The 20,380-nt window shown below is 30.4% G+C and carries 19 protein-coding genes and 1 tRNA gene (1 of these 20 running past the window's edge); 14 read left to right on the top strand and 6 right to left on the bottom strand.

Annotation, left to right across the window (positions count from 1 at the left end; genetic code table 11):
- From thrS to B5464_RS09800, 9 genes are all read left to right on the top strand, one after another.
- Positions 1 to 1,683: the 3' portion of a threonine--tRNA ligase gene (gene thrS / locus B5464_RS09840; RefSeq protein ID WP_079738221.1), read on the top strand. It extends 258 nt beyond the left edge of the window; the window shows 1,683 of its 1,941 coding nt (coding positions 259–1,941); its start codon lies beyond the left edge, outside the window; it ends in the stop codon at positions 1,681 to 1,683.
- 112 nt (positions 1,684 to 1,795) lie between these two features.
- Positions 1,796 to 2,314 (top strand): translation initiation factor IF-3, encoded by a 519-nt coding sequence (gene infC, locus B5464_RS09835; protein WP_077811209.1) that lies wholly within the window; start codon positions 1,796 to 1,798, stop codon positions 2,312 to 2,314.
- Positions 2,315 to 2,347: 33 nt separating this feature from the next.
- The gene (gene rpmI, locus B5464_RS09830) at positions 2,348 to 2,545 is read left to right on the top strand and encodes a 50S ribosomal protein L35 (RefSeq protein ID WP_077811208.1); all 198 of its coding nucleotides are present in this window, start codon (positions 2,348 to 2,350) and stop codon (positions 2,543 to 2,545) included.
- A 94-nt stretch (positions 2,546 to 2,639) separates the two neighbouring features.
- Entirely contained in the window at positions 2,640 to 2,984 is a 345-nt protein-coding gene (gene rplT / locus B5464_RS09825) for a 50S ribosomal protein L20 (protein ID WP_036823323.1), read from the top strand.
- A gap of 95 nt (positions 2,985 to 3,079) precedes the next feature.
- On the top strand, positions 3,080 to 3,664 hold the full coding sequence (locus tag B5464_RS09820; protein WP_079738220.1) for a hypothetical protein: 585 nt from the start codon (positions 3,080 to 3,082) through the stop codon (positions 3,662 to 3,664).
- Between the two features lie 130 nt (positions 3,665 to 3,794).
- On the top strand, positions 3,795 to 5,195 hold the full coding sequence (locus tag B5464_RS09815) for a glycogen synthase (RefSeq protein ID WP_079738219.1): 1,401 nt from the start codon (positions 3,795 to 3,797) through the stop codon (positions 5,193 to 5,195).
- A 4-nt stretch (positions 5,196 to 5,199) separates the two neighbouring features.
- The gene (locus B5464_RS09810) at positions 5,200 to 6,462 is read left to right on the top strand and encodes a glucose-1-phosphate adenylyltransferase (RefSeq protein WP_079738218.1); all 1,263 of its coding nucleotides are present in this window, start codon (positions 5,200 to 5,202) and stop codon (positions 6,460 to 6,462) included.
- A 33-nt stretch (positions 6,463 to 6,495) separates the two neighbouring features.
- Positions 6,496 to 8,403 carry a 1,4-alpha-glucan branching protein GlgB gene (gene glgB / locus B5464_RS09805; protein WP_079738217.1) on the top strand — a complete coding sequence of 636 codons (1,908 nt, stop codon included), beginning with the start codon at positions 6,496 to 6,498 and terminating at the stop codon, positions 8,401 to 8,403.
- A gap of 275 nt (positions 8,404 to 8,678) precedes the next feature.
- On the top strand, positions 8,679 to 11,084 hold the full coding sequence (locus B5464_RS09800) for a glycoside hydrolase family 31 protein (protein WP_079738216.1): 2,406 nt from the start codon (positions 8,679 to 8,681) through the stop codon (positions 11,082 to 11,084).
- A gap of 222 nt (positions 11,085 to 11,306) precedes the next feature.
- Here the strand turns inward: B5464_RS09800 and B5464_RS14355 are convergent, their stop codons facing one another.
- Together B5464_RS14355 and prfA are read right to left on the bottom strand one after the other, a co-directional pair.
- Entirely contained in the window at positions 11,307 to 11,462 is a 156-nt protein-coding gene (locus B5464_RS14355) for a hypothetical protein (RefSeq protein WP_154066961.1), read from the bottom strand.
- Positions 11,463 to 11,591: 129 nt separating this feature from the next.
- Positions 11,592 to 12,668 (bottom strand): peptide chain release factor 1, encoded by a 1,077-nt coding sequence (prfA, locus tag B5464_RS09795; RefSeq protein WP_077811202.1) that lies wholly within the window; start codon positions 12,666 to 12,668, stop codon positions 11,592 to 11,594.
- A 94-nt stretch (positions 12,669 to 12,762) separates the two neighbouring features.
- On the opposite strand from prfA, the gene B5464_RS09790 reads away from it, so the two are divergent.
- Positions 12,763 to 13,194, top strand: coding sequence for a hypothetical protein (locus B5464_RS09790; protein WP_079738215.1), 432 nt, complete (start codon positions 12,763 to 12,765; stop codon positions 13,192 to 13,194).
- Positions 13,195 to 13,256: 62 nt separating this feature from the next.
- On the opposite strand, the gene B5464_RS09785 is transcribed toward B5464_RS09790, so the two are convergent.
- Both B5464_RS09785 and B5464_RS09780 read right to left on the bottom strand, forming a co-directional pair.
- Entirely contained in the window at positions 13,257 to 14,435 is a 1,179-nt protein-coding gene (locus B5464_RS09785; RefSeq protein ID WP_079738214.1) for an AIR synthase related protein, read from the bottom strand.
- 70 nt (positions 14,436 to 14,505) lie between these two features.
- Positions 14,506 to 16,689 carry a glutamine synthetase III gene (locus B5464_RS09780; protein WP_079738213.1) on the bottom strand — a complete coding sequence of 728 codons (2,184 nt, stop codon included), beginning with the start codon at positions 16,687 to 16,689 and terminating at the stop codon, positions 14,506 to 14,508.
- Positions 16,690 to 16,856: 167 nt separating this feature from the next.
- On the opposite strand from B5464_RS09780, the gene B5464_RS09775 reads away from it, so the two are divergent.
- On the top strand, positions 16,857 to 17,882 hold the full coding sequence (locus B5464_RS09775; RefSeq protein WP_079738212.1) for a glutamine synthetase beta-grasp domain-containing protein: 1,026 nt from the start codon (positions 16,857 to 16,859) through the stop codon (positions 17,880 to 17,882).
- Between the two features lie 58 nt (positions 17,883 to 17,940).
- Here the strand turns inward: B5464_RS09775 and B5464_RS09770 are convergent, their stop codons facing one another.
- Entirely contained in the window at positions 17,941 to 18,879 is a 939-nt protein-coding gene (locus B5464_RS09770) for a calcium/sodium antiporter (RefSeq protein ID WP_079738211.1), read from the bottom strand.
- 490 nt (positions 18,880 to 19,369) lie between these two features.
- On the opposite strand from B5464_RS09770, the gene B5464_RS09765 reads away from it, so the two are divergent.
- The 3 genes from B5464_RS09765 to B5464_RS09755 all read left to right on the top strand — a co-directional run bounded on the left by B5464_RS09765 (position 19,370) and on the right by B5464_RS09755 (position 19,901).
- Complete coding sequence (locus tag B5464_RS09765; protein ID WP_079738210.1) at positions 19,370 to 19,522, top strand: SsrA-binding protein; 153 nt, start codon at positions 19,370 to 19,372, stop codon at positions 19,520 to 19,522.
- Positions 19,523 to 19,537: 15 nt separating this feature from the next.
- Positions 19,538 to 19,768, top strand: coding sequence for a DUF2007 domain-containing protein (locus B5464_RS09760; RefSeq protein ID WP_077811195.1), 231 nt, complete (start codon positions 19,538 to 19,540; stop codon positions 19,766 to 19,768).
- Positions 19,769 to 19,827: 59 nt separating this feature from the next.
- Positions 19,828 to 19,901 (top strand) — tRNA-Arg (locus B5464_RS09755).
- 253 nt (positions 19,902 to 20,154) lie between these two features.
- Here B5464_RS09755 and B5464_RS09750 read toward each other — a convergent pair.
- A complete protein-coding gene (locus tag B5464_RS09750) occupies positions 20,155 to 20,310 on the bottom strand; it encodes a PID-CTERM protein-sorting domain-containing protein (protein WP_154066960.1) in 156 nt (51 codons plus the stop codon).
- Positions 20,311 to 20,380: the final 70 nt, after the last annotated feature.

The raw sequence follows: 20,380 nt of genomic DNA, 5'->3' as shown, positions 1-20,380 counted from the left end.
TATCCTAAAGCAAAACTAACAATAGGGCCCGCAATAGAAAATGGGTTCTATTATGATGTAGATTTAGGCGATCAAGTAATTTCTGATAAAAACTTTAAAGAGATAGAAACTAAATTTTTAGAAATAGCTCGTGGTAAACATGAATTTTCTTTAAGATCTGTTTCTAAAGCAGATGCATTAGAGTTATATAAGAAAGAAAACAATGAATATAAAGTTGAATTAATAGAGAATTTAACTGACGGTGATATAACTTTTTGTGATCATAGCAATTTTACAGATTTATGTAGAGGAGGACACATTCCTAATACTGGAATTATAAAAGCGATAAAAATAATGAGTGTTGCTGGTGCATACTGGCGTGGCGATGAAAAGAATAATCAATTGACAAGAGTTTACGGAATCTCATTTCCGAAACAAAAAATGTTAACTGAATATCTACAAATTTTAGAAGAAGCTAAAAAACGTGATCACAGAAAACTTGGTAAAGAATTAGAACTTTTTACTTTTTCGCAAAAAGTTGGCGCTGGTTTACCTTTATGGTTGCCAAAAGGAGCTGCTTTACGTTCTAGATTAGAAAACTTTTTGAAAGCAGCTCAGAAAAAAGCTGGTTATGAGATGGTAATGACACCGCATATTGGTCAAAAAGAGCTTTATGTAACTTCTGGTCATTATGAAAAATACGGAGAAGATAGCTTTCAGGCAATAAAAACTCCTAAAATGGATGAGGAATTCTTACTAAAACCAATGAATTGTCCTCATCACTGTGAAGTTTACAACTTTAAACCATATTCTTATAAAGACTTACCAAAGCGTTTTGCAGAATTTGGTACAGTATATAGGTATGAGCAAAGTGGAGAATTACATGGTTTAACACGTGTAAGAGGTTTTACTCAAGATGATGCACATATATTTTGTACACCAGAACAATTAGATCAAGAATTTAAAGATGTAATTGATTTGGTACTTTATGTATTTGGATCTTTAGGTTTTGAAGACTTTACAGCTCAAGTTTCTATAAGAGATAAAAGCAATCCAGAGAAATACATTGGAGATACCGACACTTGGGAAATTGCAGAAAACGCAATTATTAGTGCAGCAAAAGATAAAGGATTGGATTATGTTGTAGAAGAAGGTGAAGCTGCTTTTTATGGTCCAAAGTTAGACTTTATGGTAAAGGATGCTTTAGGTAGAAGCTGGCAACTTGGTACAATACAAGTAGACTACAACTTACCTAAGCGTTTTGATTTGACCTATAAAGGATCTGACAATCAACAACACAGACCAGTAATGATACATAGAGCCCCTTTTGGTTCTATGGAAAGATTTATTGCTGTTTTGTTAGAACATACAGGCGGAAATTTCCCACTTTGGCTAACTCCAGATCAAGTTATCTTATTGCCAATCAGTGATAAATATCAAAAATATTCAGAAAAAGTTTTAGAATCGTTAGAAAATTCCGAAATTCGCGCCCTAGTAGACAATAGAAGTGAAAAAACTGGTCGTAAGATTAGAGATGCAGAAGTAAGCAAAATACCTTTTATGGTAATTGTTGGTGAGAAAGAAGAACAAGATGGCACAGTTTCTGTAAGAAGACATGGAGAAGGTGATATTGGAACCTTTAGAATTGAAGAATTTATTTCTTTAATTAAAACAGAAGAAAGTAAAACATTGAAGAAATTTTAATTAATTTTGAATTTCAACAAAAATAAAAGGTTGGTAACACAACTAAATGTATAATTTAAATTTATAAGTCATAGCAATACGTAGAAGTAGGTCGAGAAGACCGTTAAGAGTAATCAAAGAAGATCAACATAGGATTAATGAAAAAATAAAATATGTTGACGAAGTTCGTCTTGTGGGCGATAATGTAGAAGTTGGTGTATATCCTTTAGCTAAAGCTAAAGAATTAGCCAGAGAACAGGAATTGGATTTGGTAGAGATTTCACCAAAAGCGAAACCACCTGTTTGTAAAATTATTGATTACAAGAAATTCTTGTATGAGCAAAAGAAACGTGAAAAAGCTTTAAAATCTAAAGCTACTAAAGTAACTATTAAAGAAATACGTTTTGGACCTCAAACAGATGAGCATGATTATGAATTTAAGAAAAAGCATGCCATTAAATTCTTACAAGAAGGAGCTAAATTAAAAGCGTTTGTATTCTTTAAAGGTCGTTCTATTATATTTAAAGAACAAGGACAAATTTTACTTTTAAAGTTAGCACAAGAATTAGAAGAGTATGGTAAAGTGGAGCAGCTTCCGAAATTAGAAGGTAAACGTATGATTATGTTTATTGCTCCTAAAAAAGTAAAATAACAATCTTATAAGCAAGATAAAAACGAAGGAGAAATGCCGAAAATGAAAACAAAATCTAGCGCCAAAAAACGATTTAAAGTTACTGGTACTGGAAAATTAAAAAGAAAGCACGCGTTTAAAAGTCACATCTTAACAAAGAAGTCTAAAAAACGTAAATTAAAGTTAACTCATGCAGCTTTAGTACATAAAGCAGATGAGTCTAACATTAAGCAACAGTTAAACTTAAAATAAGTTTAACCAGGGAATTTAATTATTAACCATGGAGTTAGGCCAAATATGAAAAGTATTCTGAAAAGAATCGCCTACTACAAAACACATTGAAATTATGCCAAGATCAGTAAATTCAGTAGCCTCAAGAAAAAGAAGAAAAAAAATCTTGAAGGCAGCAAAAGGTTACTTCGGACGTAGAAAAAACGTTTACACAGTAGCAAAAAATGCGGTTGAAAAAGGAATGCTTTATGCATACCGTGACCGTAAAAACAATAAGAGAAACTTCCGTTCTTTATGGATTGTACGTATTAACGCTGCAGCTCGTTTACACGGAATGTCTTACTCTCAGTTTATGGGGAAAGTAAAAGCTAATAATATCGAATTAAACCGTAAGGTTTTAGCTGATTTAGCTGTTAACAACCCAGACGCTTTTAAGGCAGTTGTAGAGAAAATTAAATAAATATAAATTACTTGCTTATAATAAAAACCCAAACGTATACGTTTGGGTTTTTTTATTACTTTTATTATTTTAAAAATCATATCAAATATTATAAAATGAGATTAAAACTGATAACACTCACAGCTTTATTTATTACTGTAATTTCAATTGCACAAGAAACTACAAAACCAGAAGACACATCACTTAGCGGGCAGTTCGATAAAATATATAGAACTTCTACAACTTACCAAACATATAAGGTTATAAGTAAAGATAAGTTTTTACAGTTAAAACAAAATGTTTTAGATTCTCTTAAAAATTCTAAAGAATTAGTAAACGTAAAGAACGGACTTTTAAATACAGAAAGAGAAAACACAAAAAAAACTTTAGAAACGCTTAACGATACAAAAAACAAGTTAGCAACTGCAATACAGAAAGAAGGATCTATATCTTTATTAGGTGCACAAGTGAGTAAAACAACGTACAACCTAATATTATGGACAATCATACTTGTCTTATTACTAAGTCTAGCCTATTTTATATTTAAATACACTAGAAACAATATACTTACTAAAAAAGCTAAAAGTGATCTTATAGAGGTAGAATCTGAATATGAAAAACATAGAAAAAAATCTATTGAAAGAGAACAAAAACTTAGAAGAGAATTACAAGACGAAATTAATAAACAAAGAAATTCGTAATTAAAATTAGTTAAACTGAGATAAATCTAAATTAAATAACTGATTCTTAGATTAATATTAATTTTTGCATTCAAAATTTATAGTTCTACTTATATTTTGTAACTTTAAGAACTAATCAACTAAATAAGTTTTGAATATACTACATATTAGTGCAGAGTGCTTTCCTATTGCAAAAGTAGGTGGTCTCGCAGATGTTGTAGGTGCTTTACCAAAGTACCAAAAAGAAATAGGCACTACCAGTAATGTGGTAATGCCTTTTTACAATAATAAGTTTACTAAAGAAAATTCTTTTGATAAAATTCATGAAAACTTTATCGCTTTAGGACACAACTATTACAACTTTAAGGTTTTAAAACTTAAAGACAATGATTTAGGTTTTGATATTTTTTTTATTGACATACCAGATTTAACCTACAAAGAATATGTTTATTCTAATGATGATACAAATCGTTTTTTAGCGTTTCAAACTGCCACTTTAGACTGGATTTTATCCATAGATAATAAACCAGATATTCTGCACGTTCATGATCACCATACAGGATTAATTCCTTTTATGGTTTCGCAATGTCATAAATACATAGCTTTAAAAGATACGCCAACTATTTTAACTATTCATAATGCACAATACCAAGGTTGGTTTTCTCATAATAAAGTAAATTTAATTCCTCCGTTCGATTTTACAAAAGTTGGTCTTTTAGATTGGGACGGAAGTATAAATCCGTTAGCCGCTGCAATTAAATGTGCGTGGAAAGTTACAACGGTATCGCCTTCTTATATGGAAGAATTAAAAAATAATGCCAATGGTTTAGAGGTATTATTAAGTCATGAAAGCAAAAAATGTATTGGTATATTAAACGGAATCGACACCGATGTTTGGAACACTAATACAGACAATCGTTTAATAGAAAATTATACTATTGAAAATGCCCAAAAAGGAAAACTAGCTAATAAAAAATGGCTTTGTGAGAATTATAATTTAGATATTGATAAACCTTTATTTGCATTTATTGGACGGTTAGTTGGTGAAAAAGGTGCAGATTTATTCCCAGAGATTTTTACAAGGGCATTATCCAATAATAATATTTCCATATTTTTATTGGGTTCTGGTCATAAAGAAACCGAAGAAAAACTTAATAAAATACCTAAAAATAACTTTAACACATTTATTGGTTATGATGAAAAATTAGCACATATAATTTATGCTGCTGCAGATTTTTTATTAATGCCATCTCGTGTAGAACCTTGTGGGCTTAATCAAATGTACTCTTTACGATACGGCACTGTGCCTGTTGTAAACGCCATTGGTGGTTTAAAAGATACAATTGTAGATATTAAAGATCAAAATGGTTTCGGAATTTGTCATAAAGGCGTAACAGTTTCTATTGTTACCAATGCTATTTTAAGAGCTACAGACTTTTATAAAGACAAGCAAACATTTAATAATAACATTCAAAATATAATGCAAATAGACCATTCTTGGAGCAATTCGGCTAGAGAATATGTCAATTTATATAATTCTTTAAAAAATTAAACAAATGATAAACGACAAAGTACTTGGAATTATTTTAGGAGGTGGTCAAGGTTCTAGATTGTATCCTTTAACTAAAGATAGATCTAAACCTGCTGTACCAATTGCAGGAAAATACCGTTTGGTAGATATTCCTATCTCAAATTGTATAAATGCAGATATTAAAAGAATGTATGTTTTAACTCAGTTTAACTCTGCTTCTTTAAATCAGCACATAAAAAATACATATCATTTTAGCTTTTTTAGTTCTGCTTTTGTAGATGTTTTAGCAGCAGAACAAACCATGGAAAGTGATAAATGGTTTCAAGGAACTGCCGATGCTGTAAGACAAAGCATGCATCATTTTTTAGAACACGATTTTAAATATGCTTTAATTTTATCAGGAGATCAATTATATAACATGGATTTTAGAGATATGATTGCTAAACACGAAGAAAGTGGCGCAAAAATATCGATAGCAACATATCCTGTAAATGCAAAAGACGCAACTTCTTTTGGTATTTTAAAAACAGATGAAGACAACACAATAACTTCTTTTATAGAAAAACCAAACGCAGAGCTTTTACCAGATTGGACGTCTGATGTGAGTGATGAAATGAAAGATGAAGGTAGAAATTACTTAGCATCTATGGGAATTTATATTTTTAATCGAGAATTATTGGTAGAATTAATGGCCAATCCAGATACTATAGATTTCGGTAAAGAAATAATTCCGCAAGCAATTGGAGAACACAAAACAATGAGTTATCCATATGAAGGTTATTGGACAGATATAGGAAACATTGATTCATTTTTCGAAGCAAACTTAGGACTAACCGACGATTTACCTAAGTTTAATTTATACGACGAAAACAGAGTTTATACAAGAGCGAGAATTTTACCAACATCAAAAATTTCTAATACAAAACTTAACAAAACAATAATTGCTGATGGATGTATTATAAATGCAGAAAAAATAGAAAAATCTGTGATTGGTATTCGTTCTAGAATTGGTAAAGAGACAATCGTTACAAACACTTACATGATGGGTAACGATTTTTACGAATCTTTAGAAGACATCAAAAAAAATAATATCGAAAATCAAGTTGGTATTGGAGACAGATGTACAATTAACAATTGTATTATAGATAAAAATTGTCGAATTGGTGATGATACTAAAATTAATGGAGGACCACATTTAGAAGATATCGAAACAGAAACTTATCAAATTAAAGAAGGAATTGTTGTTGTTAAAAAAGGTGCAATCATACCCAAAGGAACAGTAATTTAATATCTGATTATTTTCAATTTTTAAAAGCATTACATGTCTAAAGTTATAGCACATTCACTATTTTCAGATTTTGATATTAATTTATTTAAAGCTGGTAAGCATTACAGATTATATGAAAAATTTGGCTCGCACATTACAACAGTTGATGGTATAACTGGTACCTATTTTGCAGTTTGGGCACCAAGTGCTAAAGAAGTTTCTGTTGTAGGAGATTTTAATTATTGGAACGACAAAGAACATCAATTAAATGTAAGATGGGATTCTAGTGGTATTTGGGAAGGCTTTATCCCTTTTGTAGAAAAAGGAAGTGTTTACAAATATAAAATACAAAGTAACAATAACAATATTGTAACAGAAAAGGCAGATCCTTATGCTCGAAGATGCGAGCATCCACCAAAAACTGCATCAATAGTTTGGGAAGATAATTATTCTTGGAAAGATAAAAAATGGATGAAATCTCGCAAAGAAAAGAACGCGTTAAACGCTCCTTATTCCGTTTACGAAGTTCATTTAAACTCTTGGAAACAAAAAATTGAAGAAAATCGATTTTTAAGTTATAATGAATTGGCCGAAGAATTGGTAAATTATGTGATAGAAATGAATTTTACACACGTAGAATTTATGCCGATAATGGAATATCCTTATGATCCAAGTTGGGGATATCAATTAACAGGTTATTTTGCGCCAACATCTAGATTTGGTTATCCTGATGAGTTTAAATATTTAGTAGATAAATTTCACGAAAATAATATTGGTGTAATTTTAGATTGGGTTCCGTCTCACTTTCCTTCGGATGCACATGGTTTAGGATTTTTTGATGGCTCTAATTTATACGAACATCCAGATGTTAGAAAAGGATATCATCAAGACTGGAAAAGTTTAATTTTTAACTACGGAAGAAATGAAGTAAAGTCTTTCTTAATAAGCAATGCATTGTTTTGGTTAGATCAATATCATGCAGACGGTTTAAGAGTAGACGCTGTAGCATCCATGTTATTTTTAGATTATTCTAGAAAAGATGGCGAATGGGAACCTAATGAATTTGGTGATAGAGAAAACTTAGAAGCAATTGCATTTATTAAAGAAATGAATGTTGCCGTCTACGAAAACTACCCAGATGTGCAAACAATTGCAGAAGAATCAACATCTTTTCCTAAAGTTTCTAGTCCTGTTTTTTCTGACGGATTAGGTTTTGGAATGAAATGGATGATGGGTTGGATGCATGATTCTTTAGACTATTTTGCGAAAGAACCAATTTATAGAAAACATCATCAAAATGATTTAACCTTTAGCTTAAATTATGCATTTACAGAAAACTTTATGCTACCGCTTTCGCATGACGAAGTTGTTTACGGAAAAAAAGCAATTGTAGAGAAAATGCCTGGTGATGAGTGGCAAAAATTCGCCAACTTAAGGCTATTATATAGTTTTATGTATACACATCCAGGAACCAAACTTTTATTTCAAGGTGCAGAATTTGGTCAAACAAGTGAATGGAATTTTAACGGAAGTTTAGATTGGCATTTATTAGAATATGATGTTCATAAAGGTGTTCAGAATCTGGTTAAAGAACTTAACTTATTTTACAAAACAGAACCAGCTTTACATCAAAAACAATTTTCGTTTGAAGGTTTCGAATGGATAGATCATGGCGATCATGAGAACTCTGTACTATCTTTCATCAGAAAAGGAAACGAACCAAAAAATGATGTAATAATTGTTTTAAACCTAACACCTGTTCCTAGAGAAAATTACAGAATTGGCTTGCCTAAATCGGGTACATTAAAAGAAGTTTTTAATAGTGATAAGCAAATTTTTAATGGAACTAATAATTACAAAAACATTAAACTAAAGTCTAACAAAAAAAGTTGGAATAATAGATTAAATTCAATCGAATTAAACTTACCTCCGCTAAGTATGTTAGCTTTCAAATTTAAATAAACTTAAAATCTAAATCCTCTTTATAAAAATACTAATAGTATCATAAAAAAAGAGGATTTAAATTTTAAACTTCACAAAAATAAACGTCATTTTTAAGACTTTAAAAAATCTTTTCTTAACATAGAAAAGAAATCTTATTTGCCTAATTTTTAAATAAATAAGTAATATTTTTGTTTTTAACACAGACTTAAACGTTATCGTAGAAATAACATTTTTATTACTAAAAAATCTAAAACTTTAACGATTTTTGAATGAATATTTAAACAACCAAGATTATGATTGTTAATACAGAATTAGAACAGAAAGGGAATTTATTTCCATCAGAAATAATAAGTTACCAAAAGGATGTAGATACACTTTATTTTAACACAAAAAATGGTGTTGTTTTACAAGTTACTGTTGTTAGAGACAGTGTAATTCGTTTTCGATACAGCACAACTGGTAAATTCGAAAATGATTTTTCTTATGGTGTTACTATACACGCTAGCAGAGGATATAGTTTTTTAGATGTATCAGAAGATGAAAAAAATTATATCATCACAACATCTAAACTTATCTGTAAAGTAGAAAAACTAAGTTTACAAGTAAAATTATTTGATGCTCTTGATAATAAACTTATTAATGAAGACGAAATTGGTTTTCATTGGGAAGAAAGCTACGAGTTTGGTGGCGACATTGTAAAAATGAGTAAAATCTGCCAAAAAGGAGAAAGCTTTTATGGTTTAGGTGACAAACCTGTAGAAGTAAATTTAAAAGGAAAACGCTTCGAAAATTGGGCAACAGATTCTTATGCTTTCGGTAAAAATACAGATCCTATTTATAAAGCAATTCCGTTTTATACAGCAATACAAGACAACAAATCTTACGGAGTTTTCTTTGACAATACTTTTAAAACTCATTTTGACTTTGCACATGAAAGAAGAAATGTAGCAAGTTTTTGGGCGCAAGGTGGTGAAATGAATTATTATTTTATCTACGGACCAAAAATGGATGATGTTGTTAAAAATTATACAGATTTAACAGGTAAACCACATGCATTACCACCGTTATGGGCATTGGGTTTTCATCAATGTAAATGGAGTTATTACCCAGAAAGTAATGTAAAACAAATCACAAAAACATTTAGAGATTTACAAATTCCTTGTGATGCGATTTATTTAGACATCGATTATATGGATGGTTTTAGATGTTTTACTTGGGATAAAAATCATTTTCCAGATCCTAAGAGAATGGTGAAAGAATTAGAAGACGATGGTTTTAAAACTGTTGTAATTATAGATCCAGGAATTAAAATTGATTTAGAATACGACGTTTTTAAAGAAGCTTTAGACAAAGATTATTTTTGTAAAAGAGCAGACGGACCTTATATGAAAGGTAAAGTTTGGCCTGGTGAATGTTATTTTCCTGATTATACAAAGCCAGAAGTTAGAGAATGGTGGTCTGGTTTGTTTAAAGAATTGATAGAAGATATTGGTGTAAAAGGAGTTTGGAATGATATGAACGAACCTGCAGTAATGGATGTTCCTAACAAATCTTTTCCAAATGATGTGCGTCATGATTATGATGGCAACCCTTGTTCTCATAGAAAAGCACACAATATTTATGGTACACAAATGGCACGTGCAACTTACCATGGTTTAAAAAAATATGCATATCCAAAAAGACCTTTTGTAATTACAAGATCTGCATATTCTGGTGCACAACGTTACACATCTACCTGGATGGGCGATAATGTTGCAACTTGGGAACATTTAGCAATTGCAAACAATCAAGCGCAAAGAATGGCAATGTCTGGTTTTTCTTTTGCCGGAAGTGATATTGGCGGTTTTGCAGAACAACCTCAAGGAGAATTATTTGCTAGATGGATTCAGTTAGGTGTATTTCATGCATTTTGTAGAGTACATTCTTCTGGAGATCACGGAGATCAAGAACCTTGGGTTTTTGGAACTGAAATAACAGATATTGTTAGAAAATTCGTGGAACTTAGATATCAATTATTACCTTATTTATATACCGCTTTTTGGAAATATATAAATGATGGTAGCCCTATTTTAAAATCTTTGGTTTTATACGATCAAGAAGATACCTCTACACATTATAGAAGTGATGAGTTTGTTTACGGAGAACAAATTTTAATTTGTCCAATTATAGAACCCAATGCAAAAGGTAGAAGAATGTATATACCAAGAGGAAAATGGTATAACTTCTGGACAAACGAAGTTGTAGAAGGTGGTAAAGAAATGTGGGTAGATGCAGATATTGATAGTATGCCAATTTTTATTAAAGAAGGTGCTGTTATTCCTAAATATCCTGTACAACAATATGTCGGTGAAAAAGAATTTGATGAAATAACATTAGATGTTTATTACAAAAAAGGAAAAGAAACCTCTCAATTGTTTGACGATGCCCACGATGGTTACGACTATAAGAAAGGAAGATTTAGTTTAAGAACTTTTAAAGTTACTGGTAAAAAAGAAGAATTAATTTTACAACAACACAAATCTGGAGATTTTGATGCAAACTATCATAGTTTTAAAATCAACTTCCATAATTTACCATTTGCAATTCAATCTGTTCAAATAGATAATGTTGAAATTGAACTAGACAATGTTAATAATGATAAAAATCAATCTATTACTATAAATAAAGAGTTTACAGAATTACACTTATTTGGAAATTAGTATACTTATACCTGAATTCAGGGTTATGTATCCCTGAATTCGGGGATACTAAAATTTCACTGATTTCAGGGATTGTGAGATACTCTTAACTACTATATCTTTGTAGTGTTATTAGATCAAATTCCCCCAAATTGTATAATTTATTGGATTTTTTAACGAATATTTGTTTAACACGAAAAAGGCGGTTATTAGTTTGTAATGAACTTTAATCGCTTTTTTATTTTACATACTTTCATCAGTACCTAAACTTGCTTTTTCTTGTTTATTACTTTTATAAGCTACTGCAATAATTGCAATCTCTAATAAAAGTAAACCTATTTTTGCTTTCTTACTCTTTGTTAACGCAGAAGTTAATCCTATAATTTTTGTAGCTATCATAATATTTGTTTTTATGTAAAGATAATTTCAACTTAAAAATTAAATTAATTCATATCATTTAAAAAATACCTGAAATAAAAAAGCCTCAGATTTAAATCTAAGGCTTTTATTTATGAATTAACGATAAAATTAAATTCCGTCATTTAAACTCTTTAGCTTTTCTGTATTTTCAGCAAGCATTAATTCGTCGATTATTTTCTGAATATCACCGTTTACAATATTTGGTAAATCATATAAAGACAAACCAATTCTATGATCTGTAACCCTACCTTGTGCATAATTATACGTTCTAATTTTTGCACTTCTATCTCCAGAAGAAACCATAGAACCACGTTTTAAAGCATCTTCTGCATTTTTCTTTTCTAGCTCCATATCATACAATCTAGAACGTAAAACTTTAAATGCTTTTTCTTTATTTTTATGTTGCGATTTTTGATCTTGACATTGCGCCACTAAACCTGTAGGAATATGTGTTAAACGCACAGCAGAATATGTAGTGTTAACAGATTGCCCACCAGGACCAGAAGAACAGAAAAAGTCTATTCTTACATCTTTCGGATTAATTTCTACATCAAATTCTTCTGCTTCAGGAAAAACCATACATGTTGCTGCAGATGTGTGGACTCTACCTTGAGTTTCTGTTTGCGGAACTCTTTGTACACGATGTACACCAGCTTCAAATTTTAAAGTACCATATACATCATTACCAGAAACTTCAAACTGAATTTCTTTAAAACCACCATTTGTTCCTTCAGAATAATCTACAGTAGAAACTTTCCAACCTTTACTTTCGCAATATTTAGAATACATTCTAAATAAATCTCCTGCAAAAATACTTGCTTCATCTCCACCAGTTCCTGCACGTAATTCTACAACCGCATTTTTAGAATCTTCAGGGTCTTTTGGTATTAATAATATTTTAATTTCCTCTTCTAATTGAGGAATTCTAACATTAGCTTCTTCAATTTCCATCTTTGCCATTTCGTTCATCTCTGCATCAGAACCGTCGGCTAAAATTTCTTTAGCTTCTTCGATGTTGTTTGTTAAAGTTTGATATTCATCACCCTTTTTAACCACATCACCTAAATCTTTATATTCTTTCATTAATTGCGCGTAACGCTTTTGATCCATGATAATTTCTGGCTGAATAATCAAATCAGAAACCTCATCATAACGTTGCTTAACAATTCTTAATTTATCTAACATCTTCTACTCTTTTCTTGGATTGCGAATTTACAATTTTTATCGGAAAGTTAAATGTTTCGTTTTGAGTATATTTGAATATTTCTAAATTTTAAAAATGAAACCAACACTAATTTTATGCTGTTTCTTGATTATTTTTTCTTGTAATAAAGAAAAAACAATATTAAAAAAACCTTCATTTTTAATAGGAAAATGGATTCGAGTAGAAAAAGCAGATAGCACTTTAACACTAGAAACTTGGCATAAAAATTTTACAGGAGAAGGGATTACTCTAAAAGGTAAAGACACAACTTTTTACGAACAAATGGAAATTATTAATTTAAAAGATACTTTATATTTAAAAGTTGCAGGCGTAAATGAAACAGCAACTCTTTTTAAATTCACACAACAAACCGACACTTCTTTTATTTGTGAGAATTTAGAAAATGAGTTTCCCACAAAAATAAAATACTACCTAGAAAACAAACTTTTAAAAGCCGAAGTTTCTAACAACGATTTTAAGATTGATTTCGTTTTTAAGAAAAGATAATTCAATAAAAAACTCTAAACGGTAATGTTTAGAGTTTTTAGTAAAATTTATTTTTAATAAGCTTAATACTCAAAAGTACCAAACTCACTTTTTATTGTCAGTTTTTTGGTTTCTGAAGCTTCTACTCTACCTACAATTTTAGCATCAACATTAAAAGATTTAGAAATCTCTATAATATTTTCTGCAATTTCCGGAGAAACATACACTTCCATTCTATGACCACAGTTAAATACTTGATACATTTCTTTCCAATCTGTTTTAGATTGTTCTTGTATCAATTTAAATAAAGGTGGTATTTCGAACATGTTATCTTTTACAATGTGTAAATTATCTACAAAATGTAAAATTTTAGTTTGCGCTCCGCCAGAACAATGAATCATACCATGCACTTTATCCGAAGAAAAATTATTTAAAATTTCTTTAATAATTGGCGCGTATGTTCTTGTTGGAGATAAAACCAATTTACCTGCGTCGATAGGAGAATTTTCTACTTTATCTGTTAATTTTGTATTACCAGAATACACTAAATCTTCTGGCACAGCTGCGTCAAAGCTTTCTGGATATTTTTCTGCTAAATATTTATGAAAAACATCGTGTCTAGCCGAAGTTAATCCGTTAGAACCCATTCCGCCATTATATTCAGTTTCATAAGTTGCTTGTCCAAAAGACTCTAAACCAACAATTACATCACCAGCTTTAATATTTGCATTGTCAATTACATCAGTACGTTTCATTCTTGCAGTTACTGTAGAATCTACAATAATTGTTCGCACCAAATCTCCAACATCTGCAGTTTCTCCTCCTGTAGAATGAATTGTAACTCCAAATTTCTTTAAATCTTCAATTAATTCTTCGGTACCATTAATAATTGCTGATAAAACTTCACCAGGAATTTTACTTTTATTTCGTCCAATTGTAGACGATAACATAATATTATCTGTAGCACCAACACATAATAAATCGTCGATATTCATTATTAATGCATCTTGAGCAATACCTTTCCAAACAGAAACATCACCAGTTTCTTTCCAATAAATGTATGCTAATGAAGATTTTGTACCTGCACCATCTGCGTGCATTATTAAGCAATAGTCTTCATCGTTTGTTAGATAATCTGGCACAATTTTACAAAATGCCTTCGGAAACAAACCTTTATCTATATTTTTAATAGCATTATGTACATCTTCTTTAGATGCAGAAACACCTCTTTGTGCGTATCTTTTAGAAACTTCTTTACTCATGTTGTTGTGTTGTTGTTGATGCAAATTTAGTCTTTTGATTAAAAAAAGCCATACTTGTTCTGTTATATTTTTATCTAGTAAATAACAGCTCTCTGTATTTTGTTAAAGGCCAAATATTATCATCTACCATTGTTTCTAATTGATCGCAATGAAAACGAATTTCTTCGAAAAAAGGTTTTACTTTATTGCAATATTGTTGTGCAGATTTTAACCCATTTTGCTTATTTGCTTTCGATCTTTGTTCTTCCATTTTAATTACCAAAGCATTAATTTCTGTAATATGGTTAGAAATTACCATAATTAATTCTACTTGCTCTTTGGCTATCTTTTTAAACTCATCTCCAAAAATTTCTTTTAAATTCTTAGTATTCTCTAATAATGTATTCTGATAAATTATAGCTGTTGGCACAACATGGTTTCTTGCAACATCTGCCAAAACTCTGCTTTCTATTTGCATGCGTTTGGTGTACTCTTCTAATTTTATTTCGTAACGAGCCTCTACTTCTACTTTACTCATTACATCCATTTCTTCGTATAAGCTTACAACTTTATCCGAAGTAATAATTTTTAATGCCTCTGGTGTATTTTTATTATTACTTAATCCTCTTTTTACAGCTTCTTTTTCCCAAGCATCACCGTAACCGTCTCCATCAAATCTAATTTTTTTAGACTCTTTAATATATTCTCTTAAAACATTAAAGACTGCTTCGTCTTTTTTAAGACTTTTTGTTTCGATTAATTTATCTACTTCAATTTTAAATTCTTTTAATTGTTTTGCAACAATTGTATTTAAAACAGTCATTGGTCCTGCACAATTTGCAGAAGAACCTACTGCTCTAAACTCAAATTTATTTCCAGTAAAAGCAAAAGGAGAAGTTCTATTTCTATCAGTATTATCTAATAAAATCTCTGGAATTTTACCAATGATATTTAATTTTAAATCTGTTTTTTCTTGAGGTGATAATTTACCTTTAGTAACATTTTCTAATTCATCTAAAACTGCCGATAATTGATTTCCTATAAATACAGAAATTATTGGCGGTGGCGCTTCACTTGCTCCTAACCTAAAATCATTTCCTGCAGATACTACAGAAGCTCTTAACAGTTCTTCATATTCGTAAACCGCTTTAATTGTATTTACAAAAAATGTAAGAAATTGTAGGTTTTTCATCGGCGTTTTACCTGGACTTAGCAAATTTGTACCATTATCTAATGATAAAGACCAGTTGTTATGTTTACCAGAACCGTTAATTCCTGCAAATGGCTTTTCGTGAAACAGAACTCTAAAATTATGTCGTTTTGCAACTTTCTGCATAACATCCATCAGTAAAGAATTATGATCTACTGCTAAATTTGCTTCTTCAAAAATTGGCGCGACTTCAAACTGATTTGGAGCGACTTCATTATGTCTTGTTTTTACAGGAATTCCTAAAAGCATGCACTCTTCTTCTAAATCTTGCATAAAGCTCATAACTCTCACCGGAATAATACCAAAGTAATGATCGTCTAATTGTTGACCTTTTGCAGAAAAATGGCCTAATAATGTTCTACCTGTTAATTGAATATCTGGTCTAGACAATGCCAATGCATTATCAACTAAGAAAAACTCTTGCTCCCAACCTAAGGTTGCATTTACCTTGCTAATTGTTTTATCAAAATATTTACAAACAGCTGTAGCGTGCGTATCGATGGCTTGTAAAGCTCTTAAAAGCGGAGTTTTATTATCTAAAGCTTCACCTGTATAAGCAACAAAAATAGTAGGTATACATAATGTTCTTTCGTAAATAAAAGCAGGCGATGTAGGATCCCAAGCAGTATAACCTCTTGCTTCAAAAGTATTTCTTATACCGCCTGTAGGAAAACTAGAAGCATCTGGTTCTTGTTGCACCAATTGTTCTCCATCAAACTTTTCCATTGCCAAACTACCATTTATAGACTCGAAAAAAGCGTCATGTTTTTCTGCAGTTGCGCCGGTTAATGGCTGAAACCAATGCGTATAATGAGTAGCACCTTTAGACATGGCCCAATCTTTCATGCTAACTGCAACCTGATCTGCAATTTTTCTATCTATTCTTGTACCATGCTCAATAGCATTCATTACACTTTCATAGGCAGAACGTGTAAGATACTGTTGCATAGCATATTTATTAAACACATTCTGTCCAAAAAGAGTCGATCTTTTTTCACTTTGTTGCACTTTAATCGGTTTTCTTCTTAAAGTTTCCTGTAAAGCATTGAACCTAATAATTGACATATTGTTATTTTTTTAAGTCTTTTTTTTACTTTTAAATAAATGACCCCCATTAAAATTAGGGATTAAATTATTTTTTTACAAAATTAGACATTTTACCCCTATTTTTTTTGATATGTAGGTAAAATATTTCATTTTTGTAATGTTAACATCATACACAATTATTTATTATGGCAAAAATTAAATTAGAATACATTTGGTTAGATGGTTATTACCCTACTCAGAACATGAGAAGTAAAACCAAAGTTGAAGAACATGAAAACTTTCAAGGAACAGTTGAAGAATTAAGTAATTGGTCTTTTGATGGTTCATCTACAAAACAAGCTTCTGGAGGTGACTCTGATTGTTTATTAAAGCCTGTTGCAATCTATCCAGATCCAGCAAGAATAAACGGTTATTTAGTTATGACTGAAGTTTTAAATGCAGACGGAACACCACACGTTTCTAATGGTAGAGCTACAATTGATGATGATGATAACGATTTCTGGTTTGGTTTCGAACAAGAATACTTTATTATGGATACTAAAACTCAATTACCTTTAGGTTTCCCTATTGGTGGTTATCCAGCTCCACAAGGAATGTATTACTGTTCTGTAGGTGGAAAAAATACTCACGGAAGACTTTTAGTTGAAAAACATGCAGATCTTTGTATTGATGCAGGTTTAAATTTTGAAGGTATCAATCAAGAAGTTGCATCTGGTCAATGGGAGTTCCAATTATTTGCTAAAGGAGCAAAAAAAGCAGGTGATGAAATCTGGATTGCGCGTTACTTATTAGATAGATTAACTGAACAATATGGTTACTATATCGATTATCATCCAAAACCATTAGGAAAAGATATGGATTGGAATGGATCTGGTATGCACGCAAACTTCTCTAACGAAGTTTTAAGAACTTGTGGTTCTGAAGAAATTTATGGTAAAATCTGTGAAGCGTTTAGACCAGTTGTAAAAGAACATATTGCTGTTTACGGTGAGTTTAACGACCAACGTTTAACTGGTGATCATGAAACTGCATCTATTAACGATTTCTCTTGGGGAATTTCTGATAGAGGAGCATCAATTAGAATACCAATTATTACAGTAGAAAAAGGATGGAAAGGATGGTTAGAAGACAGAAGACCTGCTTCTAATGGAGATCCATACAAAATTGCTGGTAGAATTATAAAGACTGTAAAGTCTGCAAATATTAGCTAAGACTAATAATCAAAACCAAAAAAGCTCGCAAATTGCGAGCTTTTTTTATGCCTAATTTTTAAAGAACTAAATAGATAAATAGTACATAAGTAATAAATAGAAATATACCTTTAAACCTACTTAAAATATACTTTTTAGGTAGAAAAACTAAAGGAATTAAAACAGCAGCAAAACCTAGCATCCAAAAGATATCTCTTGACAAAATTTGATCTTCTGTAACATAGATGTTTTTCACTAAAGATGTTACACCTAGTACAGATGCTATATTAAATATATTAGAACCAATTAAATTCCCTAGAGATATTGCTTTTTCTCCTTTAACAGCCGCTATTACAGATGCAGCCAATTCTGGTACACTAGTTCCTATCGCAATCATTGTTATTGATATCACTCCTTCACTTACACCCATGTTTTTAGCAATATCCTTGGCTCCGTCAACTAAAAATTCAGATCCATAATAAAGTGCAATAGCTCCAATTAACAACCAAATAAAAATTTTGCCGTAACCAATTGACTCCAAAGCTTCATCAACATCCTCTAAAGAAACATCTTCTTTGCGTGCATTCCTTATTAAAACAAATAAGAAAATAGCTAAACCTATTAATAAAATAATTCCTTCTGCTGTAGTTAAAATATTGTCATTTTTTAAGAAATAATAAAGAACCAAAGAAAAAACCATCATAACCGGCCAATTCAATTTATAGAATCCTTTATCTACAGCTATTGGTCCAATAATCGCTGTAATGCCTAAAACCAAACCAATATTTGCAATGTTAGAACCAATAACATTATTTATAGCAATTGCCGGAGAGCCATCTAAAGCAGCTTGTAAACTTACAAGTAACTCTGGTGCAGAAGTAGCAAAAGAAACTACCGTCATACCAATAACCATTTTAGATATATTTAGTTTAAATGACAAACCTATAGAAGATTTTACTAAAAACTCACCACCAACAACCAACATAACTAAACCAATAATTACATAAAAAATACTCATAAAATTTGTTTTTTGCGAAGATACATTATTATCACTTTAAGATAAAGGAAAAGATAGAAAGCGAAAAATACTACTTGTAAAATATCTGTTTTGCTTTATTTTGAAAAAACAATAAAATAAAACGCTTAATTTAATTACAGATTAAAACATTATTACAATTATTGATTAATAAAACAAACTTAAATAAAGAATACTAAGTTACATATTATAACTAATTATTATTTTTTAATTACAAACTTAAAATCAATCTAATAAATAAGTATTAAAGTGTTTGGTAGCAAGCTTTCAATCTATATATATTGATAAGACAATTTCGAAATTACCTCAATTTATTAACTTTTAAAACTTATATTATGATACTTATTATTACAAAAACCGTTAAAGATATTGCAGACATTATTTTTTCTGTACTATTCTAATCTTCATATAAAACAACTCTTTAAAAAGAGTTGTTTATTTTCATTAAATTTGATATTGAAATTAACATCTAATGAAAAAACGAGTATTTAAATTTCTTGCAAAAATTAATAAACTTTTTCTACCTTCTTATACTAAAAGAGGTTTAGATCTCTCTAAAGCTACAAAACTGCAAATGGCTATCATTGGTTGGCGAGCTTTTGTAACACAGAACTCATTAGAATAAAAAAAACTATATATTATGAAAACAGAACATGTAACAATATTCTCTGGTTCTTTTATTATTGTAAAAGGACTACAAAACAGATTAGACAGCATCAACATAGGGTCAATAATTAAAGATAGAGTAGAATCTGCCAGATTAGGTGGCTTTGGAGAACATAGAACAGCTGTTGAACTACTTATCTTAAAATCTGATATTGAAAAAGCCCAAACTATTATAGATACGTATGCTAAAGAAATAAATTCGTAAAAAAACCGCATAAGATTTCTTAGTTTAAAAAAATGCATTTATATTTGCACCCGCAAAAAGGCCATGTGGCGCAACTGAATAGCGCACTTGATTACGGCTCAAGAGGTTCTAGGTTTGAATCCTAGCATGGTCACAAAAAAAGCTTCCATTTATATGGAAGCTTTTTTATTTAATTAAAAAATTAAATCCGTTTTAATAGTTATTATTCAAAAACAATTAACTAAATTTAAGTTTTTAATACTATTCTTAAAATTTACAACAATATATTATACCCCTTATCTTTACGCAATAAGCGTCCCACTTCTTTTGAAGTGGGTTTTTTTTTACACAAAAAGACCTTAAACTTTCGTTTAAGGCCTTTTATCTAACCAAACTTAGTATTAAAACTAACTACTACTATCTTTAAATAATTTTTTTGAACCATAAGCTACACCTATAGCCAATAAGACACCTGTAAAACCATCTATTGGAAGACCTGGTGGCGGTGGCGGTGGAATTGGAGGTGGAACCATTTGACTGTAACCTAAAAAAGGAACTGTCAAAACCACTATAAATATTATTATAAATCTTAAATTCATTTCTTGCTTTCTATTATATAAGACACATACGAAT

This window comes from Polaribacter sp. KT 15, from assembly GCF_900143115.1.
Taxonomy (GTDB): domain Bacteria; phylum Bacteroidota; class Bacteroidia; order Flavobacteriales; family Flavobacteriaceae; genus Polaribacter; species Polaribacter marinaquae.
The sequence above is the reverse complement of the archived record's forward strand: the minus strand, read 5'-3'. Positions and strand labels throughout refer to the sequence as shown.

Bases quoted from the DNA above. Each gene is read 5' to 3' on its own strand.
- B5464_RS09760 (WP_077811195.1), top strand. From the start codon at position 19,538: ATGAAAACAGAACATGTAACAATATTCTCTGGTTCTTTTATTATTGTA.
- B5464_RS09785 (WP_079738214.1), bottom strand. From the start codon at position 14,435: ATGAGTAAAGAAGTTTCTAAAAGATACGCACAAAGAGGTGTTTCTGCA.
- rpmI (WP_077811208.1), top strand. From the start codon at position 2,348: ATGCCGAAAATGAAAACAAAATCTAGCGCCAAAAAACGATTTAAAGTT.
- glgB (WP_079738217.1), top strand. From the start codon at position 6,496: ATGTCTAAAGTTATAGCACATTCACTATTTTCAGATTTTGATATTAAT.
- B5464_RS09800 (WP_079738216.1), top strand. From the start codon at position 8,679: ATGATTGTTAATACAGAATTAGAACAGAAAGGGAATTTATTTCCATCA.
- B5464_RS09810 (WP_079738218.1), top strand. From the start codon at position 5,200: ATGATAAACGACAAAGTACTTGGAATTATTTTAGGAGGTGGTCAAGGT.
- B5464_RS09765 (WP_079738210.1), top strand. From the start codon at position 19,370: ATGAAAAAACGAGTATTTAAATTTCTTGCAAAAATTAATAAACTTTTT.
- prfA (WP_077811202.1), bottom strand. From the start codon at position 12,668: ATGTTAGATAAATTAAGAATTGTTAAGCAACGTTATGATGAGGTTTCT.
- B5464_RS09790 (WP_079738215.1), top strand. From the start codon at position 12,763: ATGAAACCAACACTAATTTTATGCTGTTTCTTGATTATTTTTTCTTGT.
- B5464_RS09775 (WP_079738212.1), top strand. From the start codon at position 16,857: ATGGCAAAAATTAAATTAGAATACATTTGGTTAGATGGTTATTACCCT.
- B5464_RS09820 (WP_079738220.1), top strand. From the start codon at position 3,080: ATGAGATTAAAACTGATAACACTCACAGCTTTATTTATTACTGTAATT.
- rplT (WP_036823323.1), top strand. From the start codon at position 2,640: ATGCCAAGATCAGTAAATTCAGTAGCCTCAAGAAAAAGAAGAAAAAAA.
- B5464_RS09780 (WP_079738213.1), bottom strand. From the start codon at position 16,689: ATGTCAATTATTAGGTTCAATGCTTTACAGGAAACTTTAAGAAGAAAA.
- B5464_RS14355 (WP_154066961.1), bottom strand. From the start codon at position 11,462: ATGATAGCTACAAAAATTATAGGATTAACTTCTGCGTTAACAAAGAGT.
- B5464_RS09770 (WP_079738211.1), bottom strand. From the start codon at position 18,879: ATGAGTATTTTTTATGTAATTATTGGTTTAGTTATGTTGGTTGTTGGT.